This window comes from Algoriphagus marinus (assembly GCF_001936475.1).
GTDB lineage: Bacteria > Bacteroidota > Bacteroidia > Cytophagales > Cyclobacteriaceae > Algoriphagus > Algoriphagus marinus.
This window is the reverse complement of record NZ_MSPQ01000014.1, coordinates 73,547-98,249: the sequence shown is the minus strand read 5'-3', so window position 1 is coordinate 98,249 and position 24,703 is coordinate 73,547. Positions and strand designations below refer to the sequence as shown.

General features: G+C 39.4%; 20 protein-coding genes. 9 read left to right on the top strand and 11 right to left on the bottom strand.

The annotated features are described in order from the left end of the window. Window position 1: 1 nt before the first annotated feature. The 4 genes from BVC88_RS18545 to BVC88_RS18530 form a co-directional block, all read right to left on the bottom strand. A complete protein-coding gene (locus BVC88_RS18545; RefSeq protein WP_075352222.1) occupies window positions 2–2,638 on the bottom strand; it encodes a valine--tRNA ligase in 2,637 nt (878 codons plus the stop codon). Window positions 2,639–2,986: 348 nt separating this feature from the next. After that, window positions 2,987–4,369, bottom strand: coding sequence for a RagB/SusD family nutrient uptake outer membrane protein (locus BVC88_RS18540; protein WP_075352221.1), 1,383 nt, complete (start codon window positions 4,367–4,369; stop codon window positions 2,987–2,989). A gap of 11 nt (window positions 4,370–4,380) precedes the next feature. After that, window positions 4,381–7,359 (bottom strand): SusC/RagA family TonB-linked outer membrane protein, encoded by a 2,979-nt coding sequence (locus tag BVC88_RS18535; RefSeq protein ID WP_075352220.1) that lies wholly within the window; start codon window positions 7,357–7,359, stop codon window positions 4,381–4,383. Window positions 7,360–7,580: 221 nt separating this feature from the next. Then, window positions 7,581–9,461 (bottom strand): CocE/NonD family hydrolase, encoded by a 1,881-nt coding sequence (locus tag BVC88_RS18530; protein WP_075352219.1) that lies wholly within the window; start codon window positions 9,459–9,461, stop codon window positions 7,581–7,583. 233 nt (window positions 9,462–9,694) lie between these two features. Between BVC88_RS18530 and fahA the strand changes: the two genes are divergently transcribed. Together fahA and BVC88_RS18520 are read left to right on the top strand one after the other, a co-directional pair. Then, the gene (gene fahA, locus BVC88_RS18525) at window positions 9,695–10,963 is read left to right on the top strand and encodes a fumarylacetoacetase (RefSeq protein ID WP_075352218.1); all 1,269 of its coding nucleotides are present in this window, start codon (window positions 9,695–9,697) and stop codon (window positions 10,961–10,963) included. Between the two features lie 435 nt (window positions 10,964–11,398). Next, entirely contained in the window at window positions 11,399–12,901 is a 1,503-nt protein-coding gene (locus BVC88_RS18520; RefSeq protein ID WP_075352217.1) for a hypothetical protein, read from the top strand. A 294-nt stretch (window positions 12,902–13,195) separates the two neighbouring features. Here the strand turns inward: BVC88_RS18520 and BVC88_RS18515 are convergent, their stop codons facing one another. Beyond that, entirely contained in the window at window positions 13,196–14,098 is a 903-nt protein-coding gene (locus BVC88_RS18515; protein ID WP_075352274.1) for a sugar phosphate isomerase/epimerase family protein, read from the bottom strand. A 249-nt stretch (window positions 14,099–14,347) separates the two neighbouring features. Here BVC88_RS18515 and BVC88_RS18510 point away from each other — a divergent pair, with 249 nt between their 5' ends. After that, a complete protein-coding gene (locus tag BVC88_RS18510) occupies window positions 14,348–15,013 on the top strand; it encodes an FAD-binding oxidoreductase (protein WP_075352216.1) in 666 nt (221 codons plus the stop codon). 90 nt (window positions 15,014–15,103) lie between these two features. Here BVC88_RS18510 and BVC88_RS18505 read toward each other — a convergent pair whose 3' ends face one another. Continuing rightward, window positions 15,104–16,684 (bottom strand): serine hydrolase domain-containing protein, encoded by a 1,581-nt coding sequence (locus BVC88_RS18505; protein ID WP_075352215.1) that lies wholly within the window; start codon window positions 16,682–16,684, stop codon window positions 15,104–15,106. 361 nt (window positions 16,685–17,045) lie between these two features. Then, the gene (locus tag BVC88_RS21220; RefSeq protein ID WP_217694774.1) at window positions 17,046–17,279 is read right to left on the bottom strand and encodes a hypothetical protein; all 234 of its coding nucleotides are present in this window, start codon (window positions 17,277–17,279) and stop codon (window positions 17,046–17,048) included. A 149-nt stretch (window positions 17,280–17,428) separates the two neighbouring features. Between BVC88_RS21220 and BVC88_RS18500 the strand changes: the two genes are divergently transcribed. From BVC88_RS18500 to BVC88_RS18490, 3 genes are read left to right on the top strand one after another with little or no spacing between them, the layout of a single operon-like run. Further along, window positions 17,429–17,692 carry a hypothetical protein gene (locus BVC88_RS18500; RefSeq protein ID WP_075352214.1) on the top strand — a complete coding sequence of 88 codons (264 nt, stop codon included), beginning with the start codon at window positions 17,429–17,431 and terminating at the stop codon, window positions 17,690–17,692. A gap of 56 nt (window positions 17,693–17,748) precedes the next feature. Beyond that, entirely contained in the window at window positions 17,749–18,864 is a 1,116-nt protein-coding gene (locus BVC88_RS18495) for a BF3164 family lipoprotein (protein WP_075352213.1), read from the top strand. After that, window positions 18,861–19,259 carry a DUF1573 domain-containing protein gene (locus tag BVC88_RS18490; protein ID WP_075352212.1) on the top strand — a complete coding sequence of 133 codons (399 nt, stop codon included), beginning with the start codon at window positions 18,861–18,863 and terminating at the stop codon, window positions 19,257–19,259. Before BVC88_RS18495 ends, BVC88_RS18490 begins: the two co-directional genes overlap by 4 nt. A 30-nt stretch (window positions 19,260–19,289) precedes the next feature. Here BVC88_RS18490 and BVC88_RS21215 read toward each other — a convergent pair whose 3' ends face one another. Beyond that, a complete protein-coding gene (locus tag BVC88_RS21215) occupies window positions 19,290–19,451 on the bottom strand; it encodes a hypothetical protein (protein WP_175574449.1) in 162 nt (53 codons plus the stop codon). A 217-nt stretch (window positions 19,452–19,668) separates the two neighbouring features. On the opposite strand from BVC88_RS21215, the gene BVC88_RS18485 reads away from it, so the two are divergent. The 3 genes from BVC88_RS18485 to BVC88_RS18475 are packed head-to-tail and all read left to right on the top strand — an operon-like array spanning window position 19,669 to window position 21,498. After that, complete coding sequence (locus BVC88_RS18485) at window positions 19,669–19,929, top strand: hypothetical protein (protein ID WP_075352211.1); 261 nt, start codon at window positions 19,669–19,671, stop codon at window positions 19,927–19,929. A gap of 58 nt (window positions 19,930–19,987) precedes the next feature. Continuing rightward, complete coding sequence (locus BVC88_RS18480) at window positions 19,988–21,103, top strand: BF3164 family lipoprotein (protein WP_075352210.1); 1,116 nt, start codon at window positions 19,988–19,990, stop codon at window positions 21,101–21,103. After that, window positions 21,100–21,498 carry a DUF1573 domain-containing protein gene (locus BVC88_RS18475; RefSeq protein ID WP_075352209.1) on the top strand — a complete coding sequence of 133 codons (399 nt, stop codon included), beginning with the start codon at window positions 21,100–21,102 and terminating at the stop codon, window positions 21,496–21,498. Before BVC88_RS18480 ends, BVC88_RS18475 begins: the two co-directional genes overlap by 4 nt. Before the next feature lie 30 nt (window positions 21,499–21,528). Here BVC88_RS18475 and BVC88_RS18470 read toward each other — a convergent pair whose 3' ends face one another. The 3 genes from BVC88_RS18470 to BVC88_RS18460 all read right to left on the bottom strand — a co-directional run bounded on the left by BVC88_RS18470 (window position 21,529) and on the right by BVC88_RS18460 (window position 24,703). Continuing rightward, a complete protein-coding gene (locus BVC88_RS18470) occupies window positions 21,529–22,779 on the bottom strand; it encodes a cation:proton antiporter (RefSeq protein WP_075352208.1) in 1,251 nt (416 codons plus the stop codon). 324 nt (window positions 22,780–23,103) lie between these two features. After that, the gene (locus tag BVC88_RS18465) at window positions 23,104–24,348 is read right to left on the bottom strand and encodes a DUF4153 domain-containing protein (RefSeq protein WP_075352207.1); all 1,245 of its coding nucleotides are present in this window, start codon (window positions 24,346–24,348) and stop codon (window positions 23,104–23,106) included. 64 nt (window positions 24,349–24,412) lie between these two features. Further along, window positions 24,413–24,703, bottom strand: a complete 291-nt coding sequence (locus BVC88_RS18460; RefSeq protein ID WP_245803684.1) for a winged helix-turn-helix domain-containing protein — start codon at window positions 24,701–24,703, stop codon at window positions 24,413–24,415.

Here is a 24,703-nt window from a genome sequence, read left to right as displayed (position 1 = left end):
TTTAGCTTCCCAATTTGGCCAGACTTTCTTCCAAGGTCTTGATTTTTGCCTCTGCATCAGCTTGTTTTTTACGCTCCATTTCGATGACTTGTGCTGGAGCTCCTGCAACAAATCGCTCGTTGCTGAGCTTTTTCATCACTGCATTTAGGAAGCCTTTCGTGTATTCGAGTTCTTTGCTGATGTTCTCTCGCTCTTCTTCCACATTGATCGAATCGCCTGCAGGAATAAAGCACTCATCAGCTTTTACCACAAAACTCATGGAATTTTCCACGGCTGTTCCAAAGTTAAAGGAAGAAAGATTGGCTAGTTTGATCAATACCGATTCAAATCGAGTGTAAAGCGCCTCATTCTTGGCATTGATCGTCAAGTCCAAGCTTTCTTTTGGAGACATTCCTTTGGATGCACGAAGATTCCGTACTTGAGATACGACTTCGAAGACTTGAGCCGCTTCGGCAATGAGTTGCGCATCAAAAGCTTTTTCCGTTGGCCACGAAGCCAAAATCAATGATTCCTCTACAGATCTTTCTTTGATCAAATGCCAGATTTCTTCTGAGATAAATGGCATAAATGGATGAAGAATCCGCAAAATATCCTCAAATAATCCAATGGTGCGATCGTAGGTCGCCTGATCGATGGGATGCTGATATTCTGGCTTGATCATCTCCAAATACCAGGAACAGAAATCTCCCCAAACTAATTTGTAAGTAGTCATGAGTGCATCAGAAATTCGGAATTTCTCGAAGTGCTCGTTGATTTCTACCAAAGCTTGATTGAATCGACTTTCAAACCAAGCGATACTGGATTCATTCTGCAAACCGTCCAGTTTTGGATCGATTTCCCAGCCTTGTACCAGTCTGAATGCATTCCAGATTTTATTCGCAAAGTTCCGGCCTTGCTCGACTAGCTTATCATCATAAGGCAAATCATTTCCAGCAGGGGAGGAGAAAAGCATTCCTGTTCGGACTCCATCTGCTCCATATTGTGAGATAAGTTCTAGCGGATCGGGAGAATTGCCAAGTGATTTGGACATCTTTCTACCCAATTTATCTCGAACGATTCCCGTGAGGTAAACATTCTTGAAAGGCTTTTCACCCGTGTATTCATAGCCTGCTATGATCATACGAGCTACCCAGAAGAATAAGATCTCCGGAGCAGTAACCAAGTCATTGGTAGGATAGTAGTACTGCAATTCTTCATTTTGCTTTCCTGTGGAAAAAACCTCCGTATCAAATACCGAAATCGGCCATAGCCAAGAGCTAAACCAAGTATCCAATACATCCTCATCCTGAATCAAGTCTGATTCGGAATACCTCGTTCCAAACTTCTCATTGGCAAGCGATAATGCATCTTCCTTCGATTTGGCAACTACATATTCGCCATTTGGAAGGTAATAGGCCGGAATCTGATGTCCCCACCAGAGTTGGCGAGAGATGCACCAATCCCTTACATTTTCCATCCAAGCCCGATACATGTTCTTGAATTTTGGTGGATAGAGTTGAATCACATCTTCCATCACTGAAGTCAAAGCAGGTTTGGTGATGTCTTCCATTTTTAGGAACCACTGTAGGGAAAGCTTCGGCTCAATCACTGCATCGGTCCGCTCTGAGTGGCCTACATTGGATTTGTATTCCTCGATTTTTTCAAGTTGCTCAGCTTCTTTCAATCGCTTCGCAATCATTTTTCGAGCTACAAATCGATCTTCACCAACAAGGATTTGCGCTTTTTCATTTAGTGTACCGTCATCATTCAGGATGTCGATTACTTCTAATTTATGCTTGATTCCAAGTTCGTAGTCATTGATGTCATGAGCTGGAGTTACTTTCAAACAGCCCGTTCCAAACTCCATATCCACGTAGTCATCTTCGATGATCGGAACAGATCGATTGATTAAAGGAATAATTGCTCGCTTTCCTTTCAGATGCGTAAATCTTGGATCGTTCGGATTGATACAAATGGCCGAATCGGCCATAATCGTCTCCGGTCGCGTTGTAGCAATCGTGAGAAACTGATCTTCCGAACCTTCAATTTTATAATTGATGTAATAAAGCTTCGAGGCGATCTCTTTGGTGATTACCTCATCGTCCGAGAGTGCAGTTTTTCCCTGTGGATCCCAGTTAACCATTCGAATCCCACGGTAGATTTTACCTTTCTGATGCAGGTCCACAAAAACGTCAATCACGGCCTTGCTCAGTCCTGGATCCATGGTGAATGCTGTCCGATCCCAATCACAGGAAGCTCCGAGTTTTTTCAATTGCTCTAGGATGATTCCCCCGTATTTCTCCTTCCATTCCCAGGCATAAGCGAGGAATTCTTCACGGCTCAGGGATTTCTTGTCGATTCCCTGATCCTTCAGCATATTCACGACTTTTGTCTCCGTAGCAATGGAAGCGTGATCCGTTCCCGGTACCCAGCAGGCATTTTTTCCTTGCATCCGAGCGCGTCGGATCAGTACATCCTGAATGGTATTGTTCAGCATGTGGCCCATATGCAGGACTCCGGTGACATTTGGTGGAGGAATTACGATGGTGTAAGGTTCCTTGCTGTGATCTACTTTGGAGGAGAAAAGCTTATGCTCCATCCAGTAGTCGTACCATTTGGCTTCGGTTGCAATTGGATCGTATTTGCTGGCAATAGACATTCGGGAGTAATTTTATTGAAGGGGCAAAAATAGGGGAAAATACTGATTTTGGACTCTTTTGAAGCTCCAAAATGAGGGGTGAATTCATAAAAAAAGAGACCCATCGGATCTCTTTTAAATTCGGATTCACTTGATTACTTTATCATTGGAAGTAAGATTCTAATCAGATGTTTGCCTACTTGATGAATTGAATTCGTAGCAATTTTACTCCTACTGTTTTATCAGATTTATTCCCGATAGTATTTTCATTCGGGTTTTAGTTTGGTGAAAATTATTTCTATTTCAGTTTATCAAAAAAAGCTACCTGAAATCTCAGGTAGCTTTTAGTTTGTGAATTAAGAGTTTTGATTAATTATTTCCTACATAATCATCCCAGCTAAGTTCTGCTTGTGGATGAGGGAACTGAGTGAAAATTGCACCTCCATCATAGCTTGTAGGGATTTCATTCAGTTTTCCATAACGACGAGCATCGATCCATCGGTGACCCCAAGGCTCTGCCCATAGTGAATATCTTCTTTGGTACAAGATCTCGTCTATTAGTGCTGCGGTGGTCGTAGCGCCAGTGTACGGACCTATTCCTGCTGCAGTTCTAATTATATTAATTGCCGCTACAGCTTCCGAAGCTTGGCTCAGATTGGCATGTGCTTCAGCTTTAAGCAAGATCAATTCCTCATTTCGGATAAAAGGAATAGGCGTCGTATTAGTTGCCCATCTGGCATCTTGGTGTGTTCCTACCAATGCTCCTGCATCTGTTGTCACAGTGACAGGGTTTGTCCTTTGAAGGAATTTATTCTGTACACGAAGGTCACCAGCAGTTGCATCATCCAATACAGAAGGATGTACTACTATGATCGTGTTTACAGCCGCATTTGGCACATAATATAATGGATTGAAAATATCAGGAGCCGCACCATAAGGATGTGCTGGACCTCTTGTAAGGTCTCCATTCAAATTCATAAATGAAGCATCCAATGCCGTCAGTACTCCTTGCCAATCCTGCCGGTAAGCATTTAGCCTTGCAGTAATTGCTCGATTGACTTGCTGTAGGCCGGCAATGGTATTGAAATCACTAAAACCACTCGTCAATCTAAATGGGAAATTCCCTGAGCCAGCACTTCCTAAAGCTTGAAAGCCTTCGTCCAGAATAGTCTTGATTTGATCTAAAGCTTGATCATATTGGACAAATGGTCCTGGATTCAATGGGTCGGAAACATCCATTCTGATTCCATTTTGATAGACAAAATTTGCCGGAATCATAAATTGAAATCCTTGGATAGTCTTGGCAAAACCTATCACTGCGCTCTTTTGTGCAACTGAAATATTAGAAGTGTTTTCTGCTGCCAATTGAAGTACATCTGCTTGCTTGATTGCTTGATAAGGTGCAGCCCATGAGCCTCCACCTGTATTACCAAATCCAAAATAAGATCGGTCAGGAACTCTCCCGTTTTGCCCAAGCCAGTCAGTCTGGAATCTAGGGTCAGAGGCATTGAGATACCATATCTCTCTCCCAAAGGTGTTCCATGCTTGGGAGATATTGGTAACATATCCTCGGTGTCTTGATTCAAGACCTGTAATCAAAAATTGGATTTGTTGAGACGTTGCATTGTTTGCAATACTTCCTACAGAAGGGTTATTCGGATCCTGAATATCATCTAATTGAAGCGGATTACAACCGAAAGTCAAACCGGCGGTAATCAGCATAAATCCTAAGTTTTTAGCTATATTTTTCATAATTATGCCGATTAAAAGTCAATAGTTAAGTGAAAGAAAATCCTTCTCGGAGTCGGGTAAGGTGCAATATCCACGTTGTTTGCAACTGCTTGAGCACCGAAAGTGGAAGTCTCTGGATCGTAGCCTTGATAGTTTGTAAACAAGAAGGCATTGTTGACAGAAGAGCCAACCCTCATATTTTGAACAGTATTTCCAAACCAATTTGAAATAGTTGTTCTAGGGAAGGTGTAGTATAAACCTATTTCACGGATTTTGACAAAGGTTGCATCCTGAACCCATCTGCCAGCATTGTTATAAGGCTCTGGCTCACGTTGGCGGCCATTTGGAATACCATCTTCATTGTCATCGTCAAACCAACCATTCGTAGTACCTCCGCCATCGGTAAGGAAGGAAGTCAAATTGATGTTGTCACCTCCCTGTCTCCAATCTACTAGGAATGAAAACTCAAGTCCTTTATAAATATTGAAGGTGTTATAAAATGATAGATTAAAGTCTGGTTGCGCATTTCCCCAGATTGTGAATCCGCCTGGAATAGTTGGGTCAGCAGGTGAGCCTACAATAGTTGTAGGGGAATAACCTTCAGCATATAGAAAAGTACCTAGTCCCGATCCAAAACCCCCAGCGATATAGGTTGGGATACCTAACCTAGTCATTTCGATATCGTTCTGCCAGTATAAGATTCTAGAGAACCATCGGAAATTTGATTTCTCCACTACAGTTCCTGATAAGCCCAATTCCAAACCCTTATTCTGAAGTTCCGCTTCATTACTTGGAGTGGTGTTTACCCCAGTAGATGGCGCTAGATTCAAGTTTTGGAGGTTGTTCTGAGTATTTTTAATGTAATATGTAGCCTCAAGACTTACTCGGTTATTAAAGAATCCTGCATCTACTCCAAACTCTAACTCAGTAGCAGTCTCTGGCTGTATCTGTGTATTTCCGATTGAAGTTGAAACTGTAGACCCGAGAAGTCCTCCAATATTTGTTCCTCCAAGTGGAGTAAATGTTGCTCCAAAAGCAACCGGGCCAGCAGTTTCACCATAGGCAATCCTAGGTTTCAATTGACTTATTACACTACTGTTCCAAAATTCAAAGTTAGTAAGGTTTACGGCCATACTAGCTCGCGGGAAAGCATAATATTGATTAGGATCTCCGTTGAGTGTAGACTTATCCCATCTGATACCCAGTGTTCCAATGATTTTGTCTTCCCAGTTGGCTTCCTGCTGCAAGAAGATACCGGCTTCCTGGATTTTACTGGTGAACTGTTCATTGATTTGCTGAATGTTTGCTTGAAGTAGGTTTGTTTGTCCCGGTACCAAGCCTCTACCTCTGTTAAAGAGAGAGCTATTTTCAAAATCCAATCTTACCAATCCTGCCTGAGAGTTCATATTCACACTTCCCAGATTCCAGTTGTAAACTAATGCAGCTTGAAAGTTGGTGTTAAAGCTTTCTTGCTTTCCTATTAAGATATCGCCTGGATTTGCTTGAGCACTTTGGAACTGTAAAAACTCAGGAAGATATACTTCTGTGGAATTTTGAAGGAAGTCCAAGCCTCCTGATACTGTTGCTTTCAAGAAACTGTTTTGGGTCTTGAGAATATCAAAATCCAAAGTAAATGCTTGAATAAATCTATTTACCAAAGAATTGTTTACACCGTTGTCAGTAACGGAAACAGGGTTTTCAGAGAAATATGGATTGATTGGATAAGTGCCGTCTGGATTTCTTCTAAGGTCATAATAGTTGGGTACATAAGCGATGCTGTATCCAATACTAGCTCCTGAGTTATTCTGGTTACCAGTAAATCCACGATCAGTATTTGATCTGATGTAATTTGATGAGACTCCCAATTTGATTTTATTGGTAATCTTATGGTCGATATTTGCACGAATAGAATATCGCTCAAAGCCGGTATTTCTTACCGTCCCATCTTCTGCGGTGATATTTCCAGATATAAAGAATTTCGTTTTTTCATCCCCGCCTGAAACGTTGATTCTTGTATTTAGAAGCAGTGCATTATTGTTGTAGAAATAGTCTTCGTAATCTACAAAATTACCGCTCGCTTGTGCTGATCGGAATCTTTCCAATTCAATTGGCCTTCTGGATTCAGGGAAAAAGAAATTGATTTTTTCCTCACTCCAATCATCTACTCCCAATAGCCTTAGGGGTTTTGCAAAACCTACATCTTGGGAAAGAGAAACAGTGGTTCTACCCTCAGCTCCTCGCTTAGTGGTAATAATAATTACACCTGCATTTGCTCGAGTTCCATAGATTGCTGCAGCAGAAGGACCTTTTAATATTTCAATATTTTCAATATCAGCTGGATTGATGTCAGCAAGTCGGTTTGCACCATCATCCTGATTGGATCCACCTGCTCCTGATACTGCAGCTCGACCGGTTCGTTGAGACGCATTATTAATGTAAACCCCATCAATAATAATCAACGGTTGAGAGGCCCCCTGTAAACTCGAAATACCTCTTAATTGGATTGAAATACCTCCTCCTGGCGCGCCACCATTTGATCGAATAGTTGCCCCTGCTACTTTTCCGTATAGCGCACCATCCGTGGTTTGAATTGTAGTGGTTCCAGTTAGATCTCTTGCCGAAACAGAAGAGACTGCATTAGCTAGATTACTTCGTTTAACTGATGAAGCAAGTCCTGTTACCACTACTTCTTCTAGGTTTGTGGCGTCTTGTTTCATTTTAATGCTCAATGGCGACATTCCTGATCGTACAGCTATCGTTTGTGAGAGATAGCCGATAGAGGACACGATCACCTCTGTTTCATTTGTGGTGGAAAGGCTAAGCGTAAAATTACCTTCCAGGTCGGTAATTGTTCCACTTGTAGTTCCTTTCAAAATTATACTTGCTCCAATAAGGGGATCACCTGTCCGCTCATCGGTCACATTTCCTGTCACTGTGTATTGTGCCCAGGCCCAACCCACAGACAGCCACATAAAGGCTGCTGTAGTCAGAAATTTGTAGATTTTTGACATAGAAATTATTGGTTTGTTTCAATTATAATTTGTCATTTATTTTTTTATAGAAAAAGGAAAAATAGTTAAGACTAAAAATAATTTACATGAAAGGATGAATTGCCTGATATGTTGATACTTGATCTGAATAATATCATCCTTGAAATAAAAAAATATTATTTAAAGCATAAAAAAAGGTGATATTCCATCACCTTTTTAATTTTTTAAGATTTATTGGTTAGCTACTTAATCATCGGAAGTACAATTCTACTGAGATGTTTGCCTCCGTGATGAATTGAATTCGTGGCAATTACTCCTTCGGTTTCATCGTAGGTATTACCTCCGGTATTCATATTTCGATCAAATCTTGGGAAGTTCGAACTGCTGACTTCGATTCTGATTTGGTGTCCTTTCGCAAAGTAATTTGAAGTGCTCATAGGTGTCATTTTTACTTCGTAAACCATTCCGTCTTCCATCCAAACTTCTTTATCATAACCTTCTCGGTAGCGAACTCGCTGGATTGTTTCGTCTAGATTATAAGCTTTGCCATCTGGATGCACATCGATCAGTTTGATGGTTACGTCAGTATCTTTCGCATCTGATGAGAGATACAAGTAAGACTCAATAAAGCCCGAAATTTCCACTCCCTCTTCCAGAACATCCGAGGTATAGACAAGGATATCATTCCTCATTTCCATTTCACTTTGGTCAAATGATCCTCCTGTTACAGCATTTCCTGTACAGCAGACATTTCCTCCATAAGATTCCACTGGAGTCATTGGGTCATATTTAAAAGTGTCAGGATTATCTTTTTTAGGCTTTTTAGAAGTGAGTTTTCCTGTTCCAAGCCTGGTATTAGCATTTCCATCCGAGTCCAAATACATGGTGGTCATCACTGCCTCAGCCGGTGGCCAGACATCGGAGCTTTGCCACTCATTTGAGCCCATAGTATAATACTGGACTTTTGGCATTTCAGAAACTAATTCAGGAGATTCGCCTTTAAGCCACTTGTCAAACCAGGCTGTGATCATTTCATCGTAGTTTAATCTGGCATCTCCCACACTCAAATCACCAACCTTGGTGTCTTCTGTAGCACGTGTATAAGAACAATGAAGCACTGGAGCTATTACTAAATACTGATTGTTTCTAGCCATTTCGGAAACGGCATTTTCTCTCACATGATTGTATAATGCAATATTTGGACCTGCCGAAACATCAAACCATGACACAAACCAGAAGCTTGGCTTATCAAAGGGTTGCTCGTCATGGTATAATCCTCCATTAAACCATTTTGGATCATTTGGCTTTCTGGTAATCATTTCTTCATAGATTCCTTTCGGTCCGTTTGCGGCTTTGATGATGTCCTGAATAGGTAAATGACTTAATGCGGCTTTAGAGTCTATTCTTGGATACTCCGGTGACATATCATAGAACCGCTGAAGTCTTAGTAAATCTTCCTGTCCGATTCCCTTTGCAAGTTTAGGAGCCATCGGATCATGCTGTACGCTGTATAGCCAGTTGGTGAAAAGCATTTGACCTGCACCACCTCGGTACCAGTTTCCCTGCTCCCAGAAATCACCAATTTTACCAACACCAGCTCCATACCCTTGCGGTACTAATGCTGCCAAAGCAGGATGATCCAAAGAAGCTACTGCCATTTGCCATTCTGCAGTGGAGGAGCAACCTAAGGTCCCAACTTTTCCATTGGACCAGGCCTGCTTTGCCATCCAATCAATTGCGTCGTAGCCATCTGTCAATGGAACCCCCAGAATATCCCATTCGCCTTCGGAAAAGTATCTTCCTCTTTCATTTTGAACTACATAAGCGTAGCCTTTTTCCACCCAAGATAGTGCAGTCTGCATGGTTCGGGTGTTCATCTCGCCATTTCCCCAAGTATTGAAATTGTAGGGAGTTCGACTAAATACGATCGGGTATTTCCCGTCTCCTTTTGGCCGATAAATATCTGTGGCCAATCGGACTCCATCTCGCATCGGCATCATGACTTTCTGGTCAATGATTGCTACCTCATCGAGTTTTTCAAGAATAGATTTTTCCTGAGCCCAAGCGGAAAAGCAAAATAAACTCAGGAGTAAAAAGACTGAGATTTTCAAATTATTTTTCATAGAAGAGAAATTGGATTTTAGTTTAAGTTAATCATCAAGGTTTACTTTATCTACTTTTTTTTAGGAACGGAAAAAGAAGACGTTAAATGGCTTTGGGTAATATGTGCTAGTGTTTTCCTGATCCCATGGAAAAATATTAAGCTTATTTTGGAATTGAATTCAAGCTCTTTTCAGTTAATCCTTTTGTTTTCCTTTTGAAGTCCTAAATTTGCGACTTCAAAGATTAGCTACACATGAGCGATAGTCCCACCAACACCCTTAGCACTTGGGTGGAAGTTCCCAAGAATTCAGATTTCACCATCTACAACCTTCCGTTTGGAGTTTTTAAAAATAAAAAACTTAGTCCAAGAGTGGGGATTGCGATAGGTGACAAGATTGTTGATTTAAGCGTTTTAGATCAAGAAGGCTTTTTTGGGAATCTATTTTTGACAGAAGGAATTTTTTTAAATGAATTCCTCAATGATTTGATTGCATTGGGTAAAGTTCAAACCAGAAAAATCCGGGAACGGGTACAGCAATTGCTTTTGGCGGATAATGAAGAACTTCGTGATCATTCGATTCGTGGAAAAGTGATGGTCAATAGAAGAGAGGCTGAGATGCTTTTACCTGTCAAAATTGGAGATTATACTGACTTTTACAGCAGCATTGAGCATGCCACTAATGTGGGGAAAATGTTTCGGGATCCGGAGAATGCCTTGTTGCCAAACTGGAAGCATCTGCCGGTAGGATACCATGGAAGAGCTTCTTCAATCATCCCATCCGGAGTGCCCATCACTAGACCAAAAGGACAGTTTAAAGATCCTGATATGGAAGTTCCTGCATTTGGCCCGAGCAGAAGATTGGATTTTGAGTTAGAGTTGGCATTTATTACCGGCAAGCAAACCAAACTTGGAGATTCGATCTCAACCGACGAAGCAGAGGAATACATTTTTGGATTCGTATTATTCAATGACTGGTCGGCTCGCGATATTCAAGCTTGGGAATACGTGCCTTTAGGTCCTTTTTTGGGCAAAAGTTTTGCCTCCTCCATTTCCCCATGGGTAGTGACTATTGAAGCTTTAGAGCAGTTCCGAACCCAAGGGCCAGTTCAAGAACCCGAAGTATTAGACTATCTGAAATGTGAAAAACCAGGAAATTTTGATTTAAAGCTCGAAGTATATATTCAGCCGGAAGGTCAAAAAGCATCTAAAGTGGCTACTTCAAATTTCAAATACATGTATTGGAATGTTGCTCAACAATTGGCACACCATACTGTGAATGGCTGTAATATCAATGTTGGCGATATGATGGCTTCTGGGACCATTTCCGGAAAAGATGAGAATTCCTATGGATCTATGCTGGAACTTTCCTGGAAAGGCACCAAGCCCGTGAAATTAGATTCAGGAGAGGAGCGAAAGTTTATTGAAGATGGAGATACGGTAATTATGAAAGGCTTTGGTGAAAAGGATGGAATCCGAGTTGGCTTTGGCGAAGTAAGTGCTAAAGTTTTACCTGCTAAATAAATCGAATACAATAAAAAAATAGCCTTGGGATTCTTTCTTAAGGCTATTTTTTTATCCCCATTTTTATAACACTTGTTGGAAATATCCTAAAAAAAGTGACGTAAAATCTAAAGTTGTTCTGCATCAGTCATACTTGCCTTCACTCAATTGGATTCCTGGAACAGCAAATAAAATCAGTTCATCACGTAGTAGTCTGTTATCATAAATACCTTTAAATCGAACTTAATTTTCCAAAAATTCCCACTTTTCTTAAAAAAGTAACCGGAAAAGTGATTTTTTAACTGTGAATCATTATATTTAAGTAATTGATTTTCAAACATATATACTTAGTTAAACTAAGTAGTTTCGGTTCCCTCTCACGGGATTAGGTTTCTGTCTCCATTTTTTCAGGAGATTTCTGTTTATAGTTTTCTTTTTATTTCAACCCAATAAATCATGGCTAAGCTTAAAAATTTAACCATCACAACACCACTTCTTTTCGCATTTCCGCTTAAAAGTGAGTGGGCTGTCAATCCGATAAATCTTAATACTCCGATAAATAGCGGAGATTGGGAAAACGCTGGATCATTGAAGTTTTCACGAGGTTTTGTTCTTGCAAAGAATGATGCCAGATTTTTGTACTTGGCTCTGGACGTCGTGGACGATACTGGAAATGACCCAAGTACCAACGATTATTTTTGGCTAAGTTTCGATACCAATAGGGATCGGGCTATCACCGCTAATCAGGATATCAATTATGGTTTGTATCCTGGGAAACCCAATGAGCTTGGGATTCAAAAATATCTGGGTCCAGGTAAATGGACTGGTTTATTGTCCGACCCTTCCGATTCAGAGGTCGTTCAGGAGTTTGGCCCCAGCCCAAATTCCAGTACCTCACACCGAATCTGGAAGTTTCGGATTGATTTGAAAGAAATTAATGTAGCGCTCTCCTGGCCTTTGAGTACTCCATATACTTATTTTGGATTTCGCGTTAGATCCAGCAGACCGGCGTTTACCACTGATTTCCCTGGTAATTTTTATAGAGATTTTACTAAGCTTAGACAGCTTATTCTTTCTAGAAAACCGGTGATTTCACCTTCCTTAATGGGTCCATTGATTGGAAGTGTAGGATTTATTCCTACGACTAAAATAGATGCAACAGGAAGAGCCACTACAGATCCAGGATATTTTCTCAAGGTGGACAATGCCGCATTTGGAGGGACCTTAAATCTTATTGGAAATAGAAATAAACTACAAAACCTTTATAGTGCTAACGTCAGGAAATATCGGGTAGAGATAGCTGGTCCAGGCGCCTCGTTTTCAAGGCTGATTTCCAATTGGTCCAACTATAGGTGGAATGGTTCCACTTATCTGCTAGAATCTTTTTCTGCATCTTCCTTGGGATTTTATGAGCTACCAAATCCAGCTTCGGATTATTCGATAGATGACCTTTTGATTCAGTTTCCAACCACTGCCTTACTGCCCGGTTTGTATCAGATCAAGGTTACTTTCTACAAACGAATTGGGTTTATAGATCAACCACAGGATTCGCAGACAATTCGTCTCTTGATCGATAATCATCTTCCTTCAACGATAATAGAAAGTATTCGACATGGATCCAATGAAGTATCAGCCTGTGCAATCGAGAATATTGGAGCAGCGCCTGACGGATTGAATTTCCGATTAACTGCAAATGATGCTGAGGGGAATTTGAGGGCGGTTTCATTTTATGCGACCTATGGGGATAACCAAAGTGCAACGATCTTCAATGAGACTTATACCCCTTCAATGGGTAATTGGCAGGGATTTGTCAACCGATCTATTCCTCCTAGGGGCAATTGGAGACCTCCTCAATCCTGTGCTTATAGTTTTGTCTTAATTGCTTGGGCTCGTACGACTAATGGCTATAACTGGGTCGGTAAAAATCCGACGCATCGAAATTTGACTCTTTTGCTTTAGAGAATGATTTCTAAAACTTTTGAAAACCACTTCTGATAATTTGGAAGTGGTTTTTTTATTTTTCACCTGATAAGTGATTATTTACCCTTGCCTTTCCCAAAGATCTTGTAAAGCAAATAGCCGATTCCAATCAAAAAGTGAAGGATTAGAACTGCCAGGATTATCACGATGGAGCTGTTACTCATAGCAGGCAATTTCGGTTTCTACAAAATCAATTACTAGGACTTTTGTCTCAAAGGAAATAAAAAAGCCAACCGTAGAGCGATTGGCTTTCTTGTCACAAGTAGATCTGGTTTAATTAAAACCTATTTCTTCTAATCCTTTATGGCTGGTTTTGACCGCTTCCATTGGGTCAAGACCAAAAGTCTGATCTTGCTCTACCAAGTAATATTCCATTCCGGACTTTACTTTCTCAGCCAAAATTCTTTTGAAATCAATCGAGCCAGTTCCAACCGGAGCAAAATTTCCTTCCGCATTCATGTCTTTTACATGCCATGCTTTGAATCTTCCCGGATATTTCTCGAAGTATGTCAAGGGATCAACTCCTGCTTTGGTCACCCAAAATAGATCCATCTGAAAGTTTACGTTGTCTGAATTGCAATTTTCTAACAGATAATCAATCATTGCGCTTCCATCAGCCATTGGCTTGAATTCGAAATCATGGTTGTGATACAATAACTTCAATCCAGCTGCAGAACATTTTTCACCAAGGGTGTTCAAGATAGTTGCCAATTCAGCAGCTGTACCTTTCATGCCCATTCCATCAGGACCAAAGGTGAACATGCCCATTGGAGGAACCGGAATGACGAAATAGCTAATTCCTGCAGCTTTTGCATCTGCAATTAATTGATCCGCATTTTCTAGATTGACCATGCCCATATGAGCGCTCTTTGCAGTTAGTCCAATGGATTCTAGGTAAGCTTTGAAATCGGCAGGTGCCATTCCATAAAATTTACCGTCTTCGTAATTGGCTGTTTCCACGTAAGCATATCCAGCATCCGCTACGGCCTGGAGTGTGGCTTTTGGGTTACTTGCCATAGAATCACGAAGGGTGTAAAGGGCCAGGCCTCCGAAAGAAGTCGTCTGTGTTTCGACTACTTCGGTACTTTCTTCCGTCCCGGTTTTAGAGTTGCATGCTGTAAATCCTACAGCTGCTATCAAAGCCAGTGATAGTGTTAAATTGAAATAATTTTTCATAAGGTTTATAATTTGATTTTTATAGGTCATATGGAATCTCGCATTTAGGTTAATCATCCAAGTGTGTGACTTTTGAGTCATGCTCGATTTCATAAGGTTTGTTTTAAGAGGCCACAAGATAGCCAAATCACAGAAGAATTAGGGGCTTAAAAAAGAATAGTGTGATTAAGGGATTTGAATAAATCAACGTTTACTTAAACAATTATGCTGTAGTACGTTTGATATAATAGAACCAACTTTAAAAATAGCATGCCGAATACTTTAAAAATACTCGATATACAGACCTTGACTCATGACGTAAAACAATATAAAGTTGAGAAGCCAGATGGTTATTCATTCGTTCCTGGTCAAGCAACAGAACTGGCAATCAATAAAGAAGAATGGAAATCTGAATTACGACCATTCACATTTACCTCTTTACCTGAAGACGATCATCTGGAATTTGTGATCAAATCCTATGCAGATCATGATGGGGTTACCAATCAGCTGGATCGGTTAGTAGTAGGGGATGAGCTTATCGTGAATGACTCATGGGGTGCAATTCAATACAATGGAAAGGGCGTTTTTATCGCCGGTGGAGCTGGTGTCACACCTTTTATTGCCATATTAAAATCATTGAAAGAAAAAGGAGAACTATCCGGAAACAGACTGTTTTTTGCAAATAAGACGAAGGATGATGTGATCCTGGAAGGATATTTCAAAGAGATCCTTGGAGGAGATTTTATCTCTATTTTAGAAAAGGAGAAGGTTTCAGGCCATGAAAATGGAAGAATAGACAAGGACTTTCTAGAAAAGCATGTGCAAGATTTTTCACAGCATTTTTACGTTTGTGGGCCTGATCCGATGGTAAAGGCTATCAGTGAAATCCTAGAGAAGTTGGGAGCAAATCCAGAGGCGATTACTTTTGAAAAGTAGTGCTTGCCTTTAGTTTGTGACTAATTCTTTTCTTTTGTTGTGGATTTTATACTGTCTGATTCAGGCAATCTTCTAGAAGCACTTCCTACCTTATTTCTCTACAAATACAAAATCCAGTTGTTGGACTTTTGGATCTTTTTCGGGGGTAAGTGTGAAGAAAATTGCGACATCTCCATTTTCTCCTTTCAATCTAAAACCTCCTCTTAATTGATTCTGAGGCACTAAATCAGTCACTGAAGTTATCCGACCTGCTTTGGATAATGCTTTTGAAATCCCTTGAATTCTATGATCTCTGCTTTCATCTAAGAAGAAGTTTTCGGCAAATATTTCGGCCATTAAGGCATTTTCTCCTTGTTGGAAAGTTTCGGCAATCTGATTTTTCCTTTTTTCTAAAATGGATGAAATGGGCAGTTCTCTTGGTTGTAAATCTAGTTGATCAAAGATCAATTTTTCGATTTCCTTCAGTTGCCAAGGAGTAGTGTAGGTAAGGTTACAAAATGCCATGATTCCTATGCCATACTCTGGATAAAACACGTAATTACTACCAAAACCGGGCAGTGCTCCTCCATGTGAAACCCATTTTAATCCATCGCAGTTTTGATAGATTCCTAAGCCATATCCATATCCAGCGACAACAGGACATGGATTTTCAAGGAAATTGGTTGAATTAGTATTAAGCCTAGGGAATTGGGGAGTATGCATTTCTCTTAGGGAACTCCTCTTTAAAGGTCCGGCTTCCTCATTATTCCTTGGAGGCCAAGCAGAAAGGTGAAAGCTAACATACTTACTAAAATCCTCTATGGAGGTGATTAAACCTCCCATTGATCCAAAGGAGCCATCATGAAGCATGGGTTCTAATTTCCATTCCTCATCTTCCCATCGGTAACCAATTGCTAATTGTTCGGAAGGTACTTCATCCACTTCCCAATAGGTATGAGTCATGCCCAAAGGATTGAGAATTTCTTCCTTGATATATTCCTGATATGGTTTTCCCGAAACTTGAGATACTATATATCCCAGCATCGCATAGCCTGTGTTGCTGTATTCATAGGTATATGAAGGGACATTGGAAGAAGTTAAGCCTTCGCTGATCAAGTCCAATAGCATTTGATTCGTCTCATCAAGTTGGCGGTCACCCCATGGATTATCTTCCGGGAAACCAGCGGTCATGGTCAGCAAATTCTCAATGTCAATTATTGGGGAATCTTTGGTCAAATACCTGTGGTTTTCCATTTCCGGAATGTACTTGGATACAGGATCATTGAGGGAAAGCTTGCCTTCATCTCTAAGCTTGAGAATTGCCATAGCCGTAAAGCTTTTGGTCATGGAGGCAATTCGGAATTCTGAAGAGGTTGTAACTGGGCTTTCTTTTTCAATATCCAAAACTCCTACAGCAGATGAGATCACCAATTCACCATCTACAACAATACCATAAGCTATTCCCGGGATATTATTTGCTTTCGAATAAGACGACATCAATTCCTGAAGGTCACTTGAAATCGTTTTTATTTTTTCTGCGCGCTGATCATTTTTGAAAGCTGGAGCTTTATAATCCAATGAAAAAACTTGAACGGGAGTAAGCTCTAGTTTAGTTTCTTTTTCAGAAGTAGAACAAGAAAAAAGAAATAAGCTTAGATAAATAGTTCGAACTAGTATGTGATTTGTTTTCATATGATTTTAATTTCTTCTTAATGGCCATATGGAATCTCGCAGCATTTAATCATCCCAGTGTGTGACTTTTTAGTCATGCTAGATTTCATATGTTTATAATTTGATTTTTAATTACCACACGGAATGCCCTAGGTAATCATTCCCCTGTGTGAGAACTTTCCTCATGGGCATTTCATATGATTTTAATTTCTCCTTAACGGCCATATGGAATCTCCCAGCATTTAATCATCCCAGTGTGACGTTCTAGGTCAGGTCTGTTTGCCTCAGGCAAGCTTGATTTCACGTGCATTTATTATGGTTTGAATTTTAAGATAAGCACATATTATTAATTGTTAGAAAATAATTGGTTTGATCAAATCAGTTATTTTTCTTCATAGGTGGTTAAGACTTTTTTCACCAAAGAACCAATGGTCAATCCCTGTGCGATAATGGAGAAAACGACGATCACATAGGTGACTGTAAGGAAAAGTTCGCGCTCCATTTGGGGTTCGAGTGAAAGTGCTAATGCAATAGAAATTCGCATGGATCTTGAACCAAGATATGATTTAGGTTTTTTGAAATTAAGGTTAGTTTTTAGAATTAAAGCCTTTATCATCAGCCGGTTGTTAGTATAACTAACAATAATTTTTTTTCTAAAAATATTTGCTTCTTTCTTTCTTTCTTTCTTTCTTTAGTTAAACTTTGGAAGTATAGTAACTAACAGGGTGATTTTAATCTATTTTCAATCTTTAACTAGTAAACATTATGAATGGAAAAAGTAAAATCGGTTTTGCAGCGAAAGTGATGCTAGCTGCTGGATTTGGAGTTCTTCTAGGAGTTTCTCCTTTGACATCGTTCGGCGATGGAGTTCCTGAAACAGGAATGATGGATGTGAATTATTGCCACCATAATGTGGGTGGAAGCGGAGAGGGACTTTCAACTTTCTGTCAAATTGATAGATGTGCAATAGTTTCTGGAACTGGTAGTTCTGTTGGACCTTGTGGTTCATCTCCTGGAATGGGAGGATAAGTTTGATTTATGTCGGCTACCAAGGTGGTAGCCGGCTAACTTTAACAATTATTATTATGACTATTTCTACGAATACAATCCGTTTTTTAGTTTTATTTTTTTGCAATCTGATCATCTACCAATCGAATGCTCAAACCTTGGTCCAAGTAAAAAAGAGTGATTTTCCGGTAAAGATCACTCTTCAAAGTGAAAAAATATTAACAGAGGATTACAATCATCACCATAGGATTTTTGTTATTGACACACTTTTATTGACCATGGTAAACAGTGGTACGAATCATTACCATGTTTATCATAAAAATACACTCAACTACTTGGGGCCGATTGGGGTTCGGGGGGAAGGACCCGATCAATGGGAAATTCCTCAAACTACCGTGGGTCAATTTGAAAAAGCAAATGATGGCATCAAGCTTTGGTATTTTGATTTTTTAAGGGGTAATTATTCATTGATGAATTTGACTAAGACACTTAATTCCAAATCCCCCTATCCAATTGTGGAAAGAAAGTTGAGAGTCAACATGAAGATATTTCCTTATTTCCAATTGTTTATGGGAAATAATAATCGGATTTATGCCAATAGTTGGATCTATGAGCAAAATCGGGGTAGGATAAAGTCTTTCGATTTAGAAAGCAATAAAATTTATAAATCAGGATTATTTCCGGTCATCAAAAATAGTGAAAGGCTACCTGCTGAAACGATTAATAGTTTATACGGAGCTTCTTTTTACAAGCATCCTAAGCAAGATAAGTTTGTACAAGCTATGTATATGTTTAACAGGATCGACATTTTTGATGAAAATCTAAATGTGATTAAAACTATTGTAGATGGAGAAAACTGGAAAGATAATTATTATGATGCTATAGATATTGATCCAACTAAGGAGTTTTTTGAAGGAAGAACAGATGGATTTAATTCACTGGCTCTAAGCGAAAATTTTATTTATGCTTTGGAGGCTGACAGAAATGTGAATTCAGAAATAAATAAAGAAAATGAATGCTTTATCCGGGTATATGATTGGGATGGAAGGCCAAAGGCTTATTTGACTGTTAAGCATGATCTTAGTTCCATAGCTATTGATGAAAGTAACGGAAAGTTATATGCAACCGATTATAGTCATGAATTGGTGTTGCGATTCGATATTTCTCAATTGATTAAAAGTTGGCTAAAATGAAAAAATCGATTATTCTAATTTTCATCGTCGTTTTTTCAACCATCATTTCCATTATTATAAAGCGAGCTTTGGAGGAAAATTATGTGCCTGAAATTTCGTTCGAGATCAAGAAGTACGACTTCGACACATTAACAACTCAGGAAGAAGCAGATGTCTATTTTGTATATGGGAACTTAGGCAAGAAAGATTTGAAAGTTTATGACATAAAAACATCTTGTGGGTGTACAATTCCGGCTTGGAACGATGGATTTTTGAAGCCTTATGAGAAGGATAGCTTTAAAGTCACTTACAATATTGAGAATAAGGGATATTTCATAAAAGAAATCATGGTTTACTCAAATAGTAAGACAAGTCCTGATCGCTTGGAGGTGATGGGATATGTTCCTTTTGAATAAATCTGGATTCGTGAATAAATCAAGCTGGATCTAATTTGCCTTTTCTTTGCTCAGCACCCGTTTTACCAAAGATCCAATGGTCAATCCCTGTGCGATAATAGAGAATACCACAATCACATAAGTGACGGTAAGGAAAAGTTCGCGCTCCATTTGAGGGCCAAGGCAATGGAAATTCGTTTGGATTTCGTTCAAGTTATGTATAGGGTATTTGTTAAATTAAAATTAGTCAATACTCTATAAATATCTCATAGCCAGAATCTTGTTAGTATAACTAACAATAATTTTTTTTCTAAAAATATTTGCTTCTTTCTTTCTTTCTTTCTTTCTTTCTTTCTTTAGTTAAACTTTGGAAGTACAGTAACTAACGGAGTGATTTTAATCTATTTTCAACCTTTAACTAGTAAACATTATGAATGGAAAAAGTAAAATCGGATTTGCAGCGAAAGTGATGCTAGCTGCTGGATTTGGAGTTCTTCTAGGAGTTTCTCCTTTGACATCGTTCGGCGATGGAGTTCCTGAAACAGGAATGATGGATGTGAATTATTGCCACCATAATGTTGGGGGTAATGAAGGTCTTACTAATTTTTGTCAGGTTGACAGATGTGCAATTTTGACTGGTCAGGGGAATTCTGTTGGACCTTGTGGTACCTCTCCTGGAATGGGAGGATAAGTTTGATTTATGCCGGCTACTACAACAGTAAGCCGGCTTACTATAATATATGATTTTTATGAATTCAAATAAATATAATATCTGTTTTGTCTTGGTATTCTTTTTCAATTTCAATCTTATCGAATCTAATGCTCAAATCTTGGTAAAGGTGAGTAAGAGTGATTTTCCGAAAAAGGTGACCATAGAGGGTCAAGAAATACTTACCCAAGATTACAACCATCATCATAAAATTTTTGTGGTTGATACTCTTTTAGTGACGATGGTAAACAGTGGAAAAAATCATTACCATGTTTATCATAAAAATACACTCAACTACTTGGGGCCGATTGGGGTTCGGGGGGAAGGACCCGATCAATGGGAAATTCCTCAAACTACCGTGGGTCAATTTGAAAAAGCGAATGATGGCATCAAGCTCTGGTATTTTGATTTTTTAAGGGGTAATTATTCATTGATGAATCTGACCAAGACACTTAATTCCAAATCCCCCTATCCAATTGTTGAAAGAAAGTTGAGAATAGACATGAAAATTTTTCCTTATTATCAGCTATTCATGGGAGCCAATAATAAAATCTATGCAAATGGCTGGATCTATGAGCAAAATCGTGTAAGGATAAAATCATTTGACTTGGAAAGGAAAGTGATTTCCAAATCAGGTTTATTCCCCGTCATTAAGAACAATTCCCGTTTACCTGCGGAAACTATGAATAGCCTTTACGGAGGATCTTTCGACAAACACCCGACTCAAGATAAATTTGTACAATCCATGTATATGTTTAATCGGATCGATATTTTTGATGAAAACTTGAAAGTGGTTAAAACTATAGTAGATGGGGAGAATTGGAAAGATAATTTTTATGATGGTCTGGAAATAGATCCCACAAAAGATTTTTTTGATGGAAGGCTAGATGGATATGATGGTTTGGCGTTAAGTGAGCATTTTATATTTGTTTTGGAAGCTGACAGAAATGTGAACTCAGAAATAAATAAAGAAAATGAATGCTTTATCCGGGTGTATGATTGGGAGGGAAACCCTAAAGCTTATCTGACTGTGAAGCATGATCTTAGTTCAATTGATATTGATGAGAATCAGGGGAGATTATACGCCACAGACTATACTCATGAATTGGTGTTGCGATTCGATATTTCTCAATTGATTAAAAGTTGGCTAAAATGAAAAAATCGATTATTCTAATTTTCATCGTCGTTTTTTCAACCATCATTTCCATTATTATAAAGCGAGCTTTGGAGGAAAATTATGTGCCTGAAATTTCGTTCGAGATCAAGAAGTACGACTTCGACACATTAACAACTCAGGAAGAAGCAGATGTCTATTTTGTATTTGGGAACTTAGGCAAGAAAGATTTGAAAGTTTATGACATAAAAACATCTTGTGGGTGTACAATTCCGGCTTGGAACGATGGATTTTTGAAGCCTTATGAGAAGGATAGCTTTAAAGTCACTTACAATATTGAGAATAAGGGATATTTCATAAAAGAAATCATGGTTTACTCAAATAGTAAGACAAGTCCTGATCGCTTGGAGGTGATGGGATATGTTCCTTTTGAATAAATCTGGATTCGTGAAAAAATCAAGCTGGATCTAACTTGCCTTTTCTTTGCTCAGCACCCGTTTTACCAAAGATCCAATGGTCAATCCCTGTGCGATGATGGAGAATACGACGATCACATAAGTGACTGTAAGGAAAAGTTCGCGCTCCATTTGAGGCTCAAGCGATAAGGCCAAGGCAATGGAAATTCCTCCCCGGATTCCTCCCCAAGTCATGATTAAATTTGTCTTTGGAATAAAATCCAGCTTTTTCTCAAAGAGTTTGACTGGTCCGGCAAGGGCAATGTAGCGGGCAAGAAGCGCTATTGGAATCGCAATCAGACCAAAGATGAGGTAATCTCCATTTAGGGAAATGACCAATAATTCGAGCCCGATCAAGACAAAAAGAATCGCATTCAGCAGCACATCCAAAAGTTCCCAAAACTTGTCTACATACACATGTGTGGTCTCTGACCAAGCGATCTTTGGGGCTTTATTTCCCAGGAAAATCCCTGCCACAACCACCGCAAGCGGTCCGGATACATGGAGGTAATGTGCCAAAGCAGAAATCCCCATGACCAAAGCCAAGGTGATGATGACTTCGGTTTCGTAGTTATCGATCACTTTCATCAATCGGAAAGCACCCCATCCGGCGATGAGCCCAAGGGCAATTCCTCCAAACACTTCCTCGATAAAAAGTAAACCCACATCGCCGAAACTCATGGAGTCCAGGCCTTGCTGAGCGATTTTAAACAGGACGATAAAAACCACGACGCCTACGCCATCATTGAAAAGCGATTCCCCCACGATTTTGGTTTCCAATTTTTTAGGAGCATTGGCATCTTTCAAAATACCCAAAACGGCGATTGGATCAGTTGGGGAGATCAGTGCTCCGAAAAGCAAGCAATAGATGTAATCGATCGGATAGTTAAAAGCCAAGAAAAGGTAATACATCATGGAGCCGATCAAGAAAGTCGATAGCACCACGCCAATGGTCGCAAATAAAGCAATGGGACCTTTTTGCTTTTTCAGAGCATCTAGCTTGGTATGGAGTGCTCCTGCAAAGAGTAAAAAGCTTAGCATGACATCCAAAAGTGCAGTTTCGAAGTCTACAGATTGAATTAATAATTTGGCTTCATCTAAAATATAATGATTGAAGCTTCCCAGAATGGTAATTCCTACCGTGAAAACGATCGCAATAATCATCAAACCAATGGTGAAAGGAAGTTTCAGAAACCGAGTATTGATAAAAGCAAAACCCGCAGAAAGGATGATCAGGATCGTAATAATGTTAAAAATGCTCATAATTCGGATTTGAGGTTGCTAGCAAAATACAACCCTTTGCTGAATGATCCATAAGGTCCGGGTATCATTTAAGTTTAAAATAATACCTAGGGAAATTATTTATATCTATATCCGCTTTCATGGCAATTACCAAATTTTATTGATGGTCACCTCGACTACGCTCGGTGACCCTAAGGTTTAAAATTATGATCGGTGGAGGAAAATGCGGCACCGCCGCATTTTCCTCCACCCCCATCTAATTAGGCTCGAATCCGATGGACGAGCTTAGTCGAGGCCATTTTGATCTATTAGCATGATTGCGTTTGATCAGAAATAGTTATGCCTTTATTGGAACCCAAACATTATTGGGAAAACGAAAACGACAATCAGTGCCCAGATAAAGTAAATGGGTACGTAAGCGACAATTGATTTTCCTACTTCACCAAGTTCTGATTTCTTGAAAATAGATTGATAAAGCTTGAATCCAACAATAAATAGGTGAACCAAGATTAGCACATTGCTCACCAAAACGGCAAGCCTATTAGGAGTAATGCCCATTTCAGAAATTCGGAATGCGATCGCTGAAAGGGCAATTCCATTTACGATGATTGTCACGATGGAAAGCAAAAACAGAATCCAGATATCAAAAGTGATTTTGCCTTTGTTGCTGCTTTCCGCAATGGAGAAAAATATCAAAGCCATCACTCCAACTAACAATAAATTGAATGTCATTAAAAACTCACGGTCGTTGTAGGGATCTTTTCCAGAGTAAATAATAGCTGACAAATAAACCACAAGCATCACCAATACTGCTGGACTGAAGAGTTTGGCTATGATTGGAGATACTTTATTGACCAGCTGAGGGTTGGTCTGAGTAAGGAAAGCGGCAAGAATAGGAATGGCAGGAAGCCCAAAAACGATGATATATTTTTCAAAAAACGGTTCGATTTCAATTCCAATTAAGGAGAACAAGCCGAAGGTGATCCCTGTCAATAATGCTCCAGCGATACCCAAAACAGCAATCATCACTGCGGTATCACCATTGAATCGTAGGAAGTCGAGCGGAATGGAAAGATTAAACGTATTTTTTCCGGAAAATGCAGATCCAAGAATAACCCAAAGTAATAAGGGTAAATGGATACATGCCAAAATCAAGGTATCGCTCTCCAAACTTTCCGGAAGCATATTAATGTAAATGATACAGATGCTGACGATCCCGGCAAAGAGTCCAATCACTTTTTTGGAGAGTTTATTTTTCCAAGCAAAATAGGTGATGAGCACAGGAAAGACGATGAAACCGATATTTCTTGGAAAGAAGAAGTCTTTTGAAACAGAGAAAAAATCAGGAATCTTCGCAACTAATCCTGCGATGAGGCACCCTATGACCACATAAATGAATTCGTTTTTTATCCCCCATGAGATGGAATTGGACTCATAGCTTAATCGCTCATTCCAAAATTGTAGGATTGGATTCTCCTTGTTTTCGAAATAAATACTGGAAAAAGAGGCCTTGAATTTAGCCTTGTCTGATCGGTAAAGCTTTTCTAAAGAGCCGGGATCTTGGAGGTGATTTAAGATTTCTTGTTTCATAGGGTTTATGATTTTAGTTTTTTAAAGCACTTTGAATTTCAAAGTGGAAGAATAAATTTTTTTACTATCTATTTTCTTTAATCAAGTTTTCCAGGAATTCCAGATGATTTTGAAAAGCCTTTCTACCATTTTCAGTGGCTGAGTAATTCGTCATTGGCTTTCTCCCTACAAAAGATTTGTTCACTGAGATATATTCCTGCTTCTCCAGATTTTTCAAATGAGAAGCCAGATTTCCGTCAGTCACCTCGAGGACCTCTTTGAAGGAATTAAAATCATATTCCTCATTTACCATCAAGATGGACATGACCCTCAACCGGACCACATTTTCAAATGCTTTATCGTAAGTCCCTTTCAC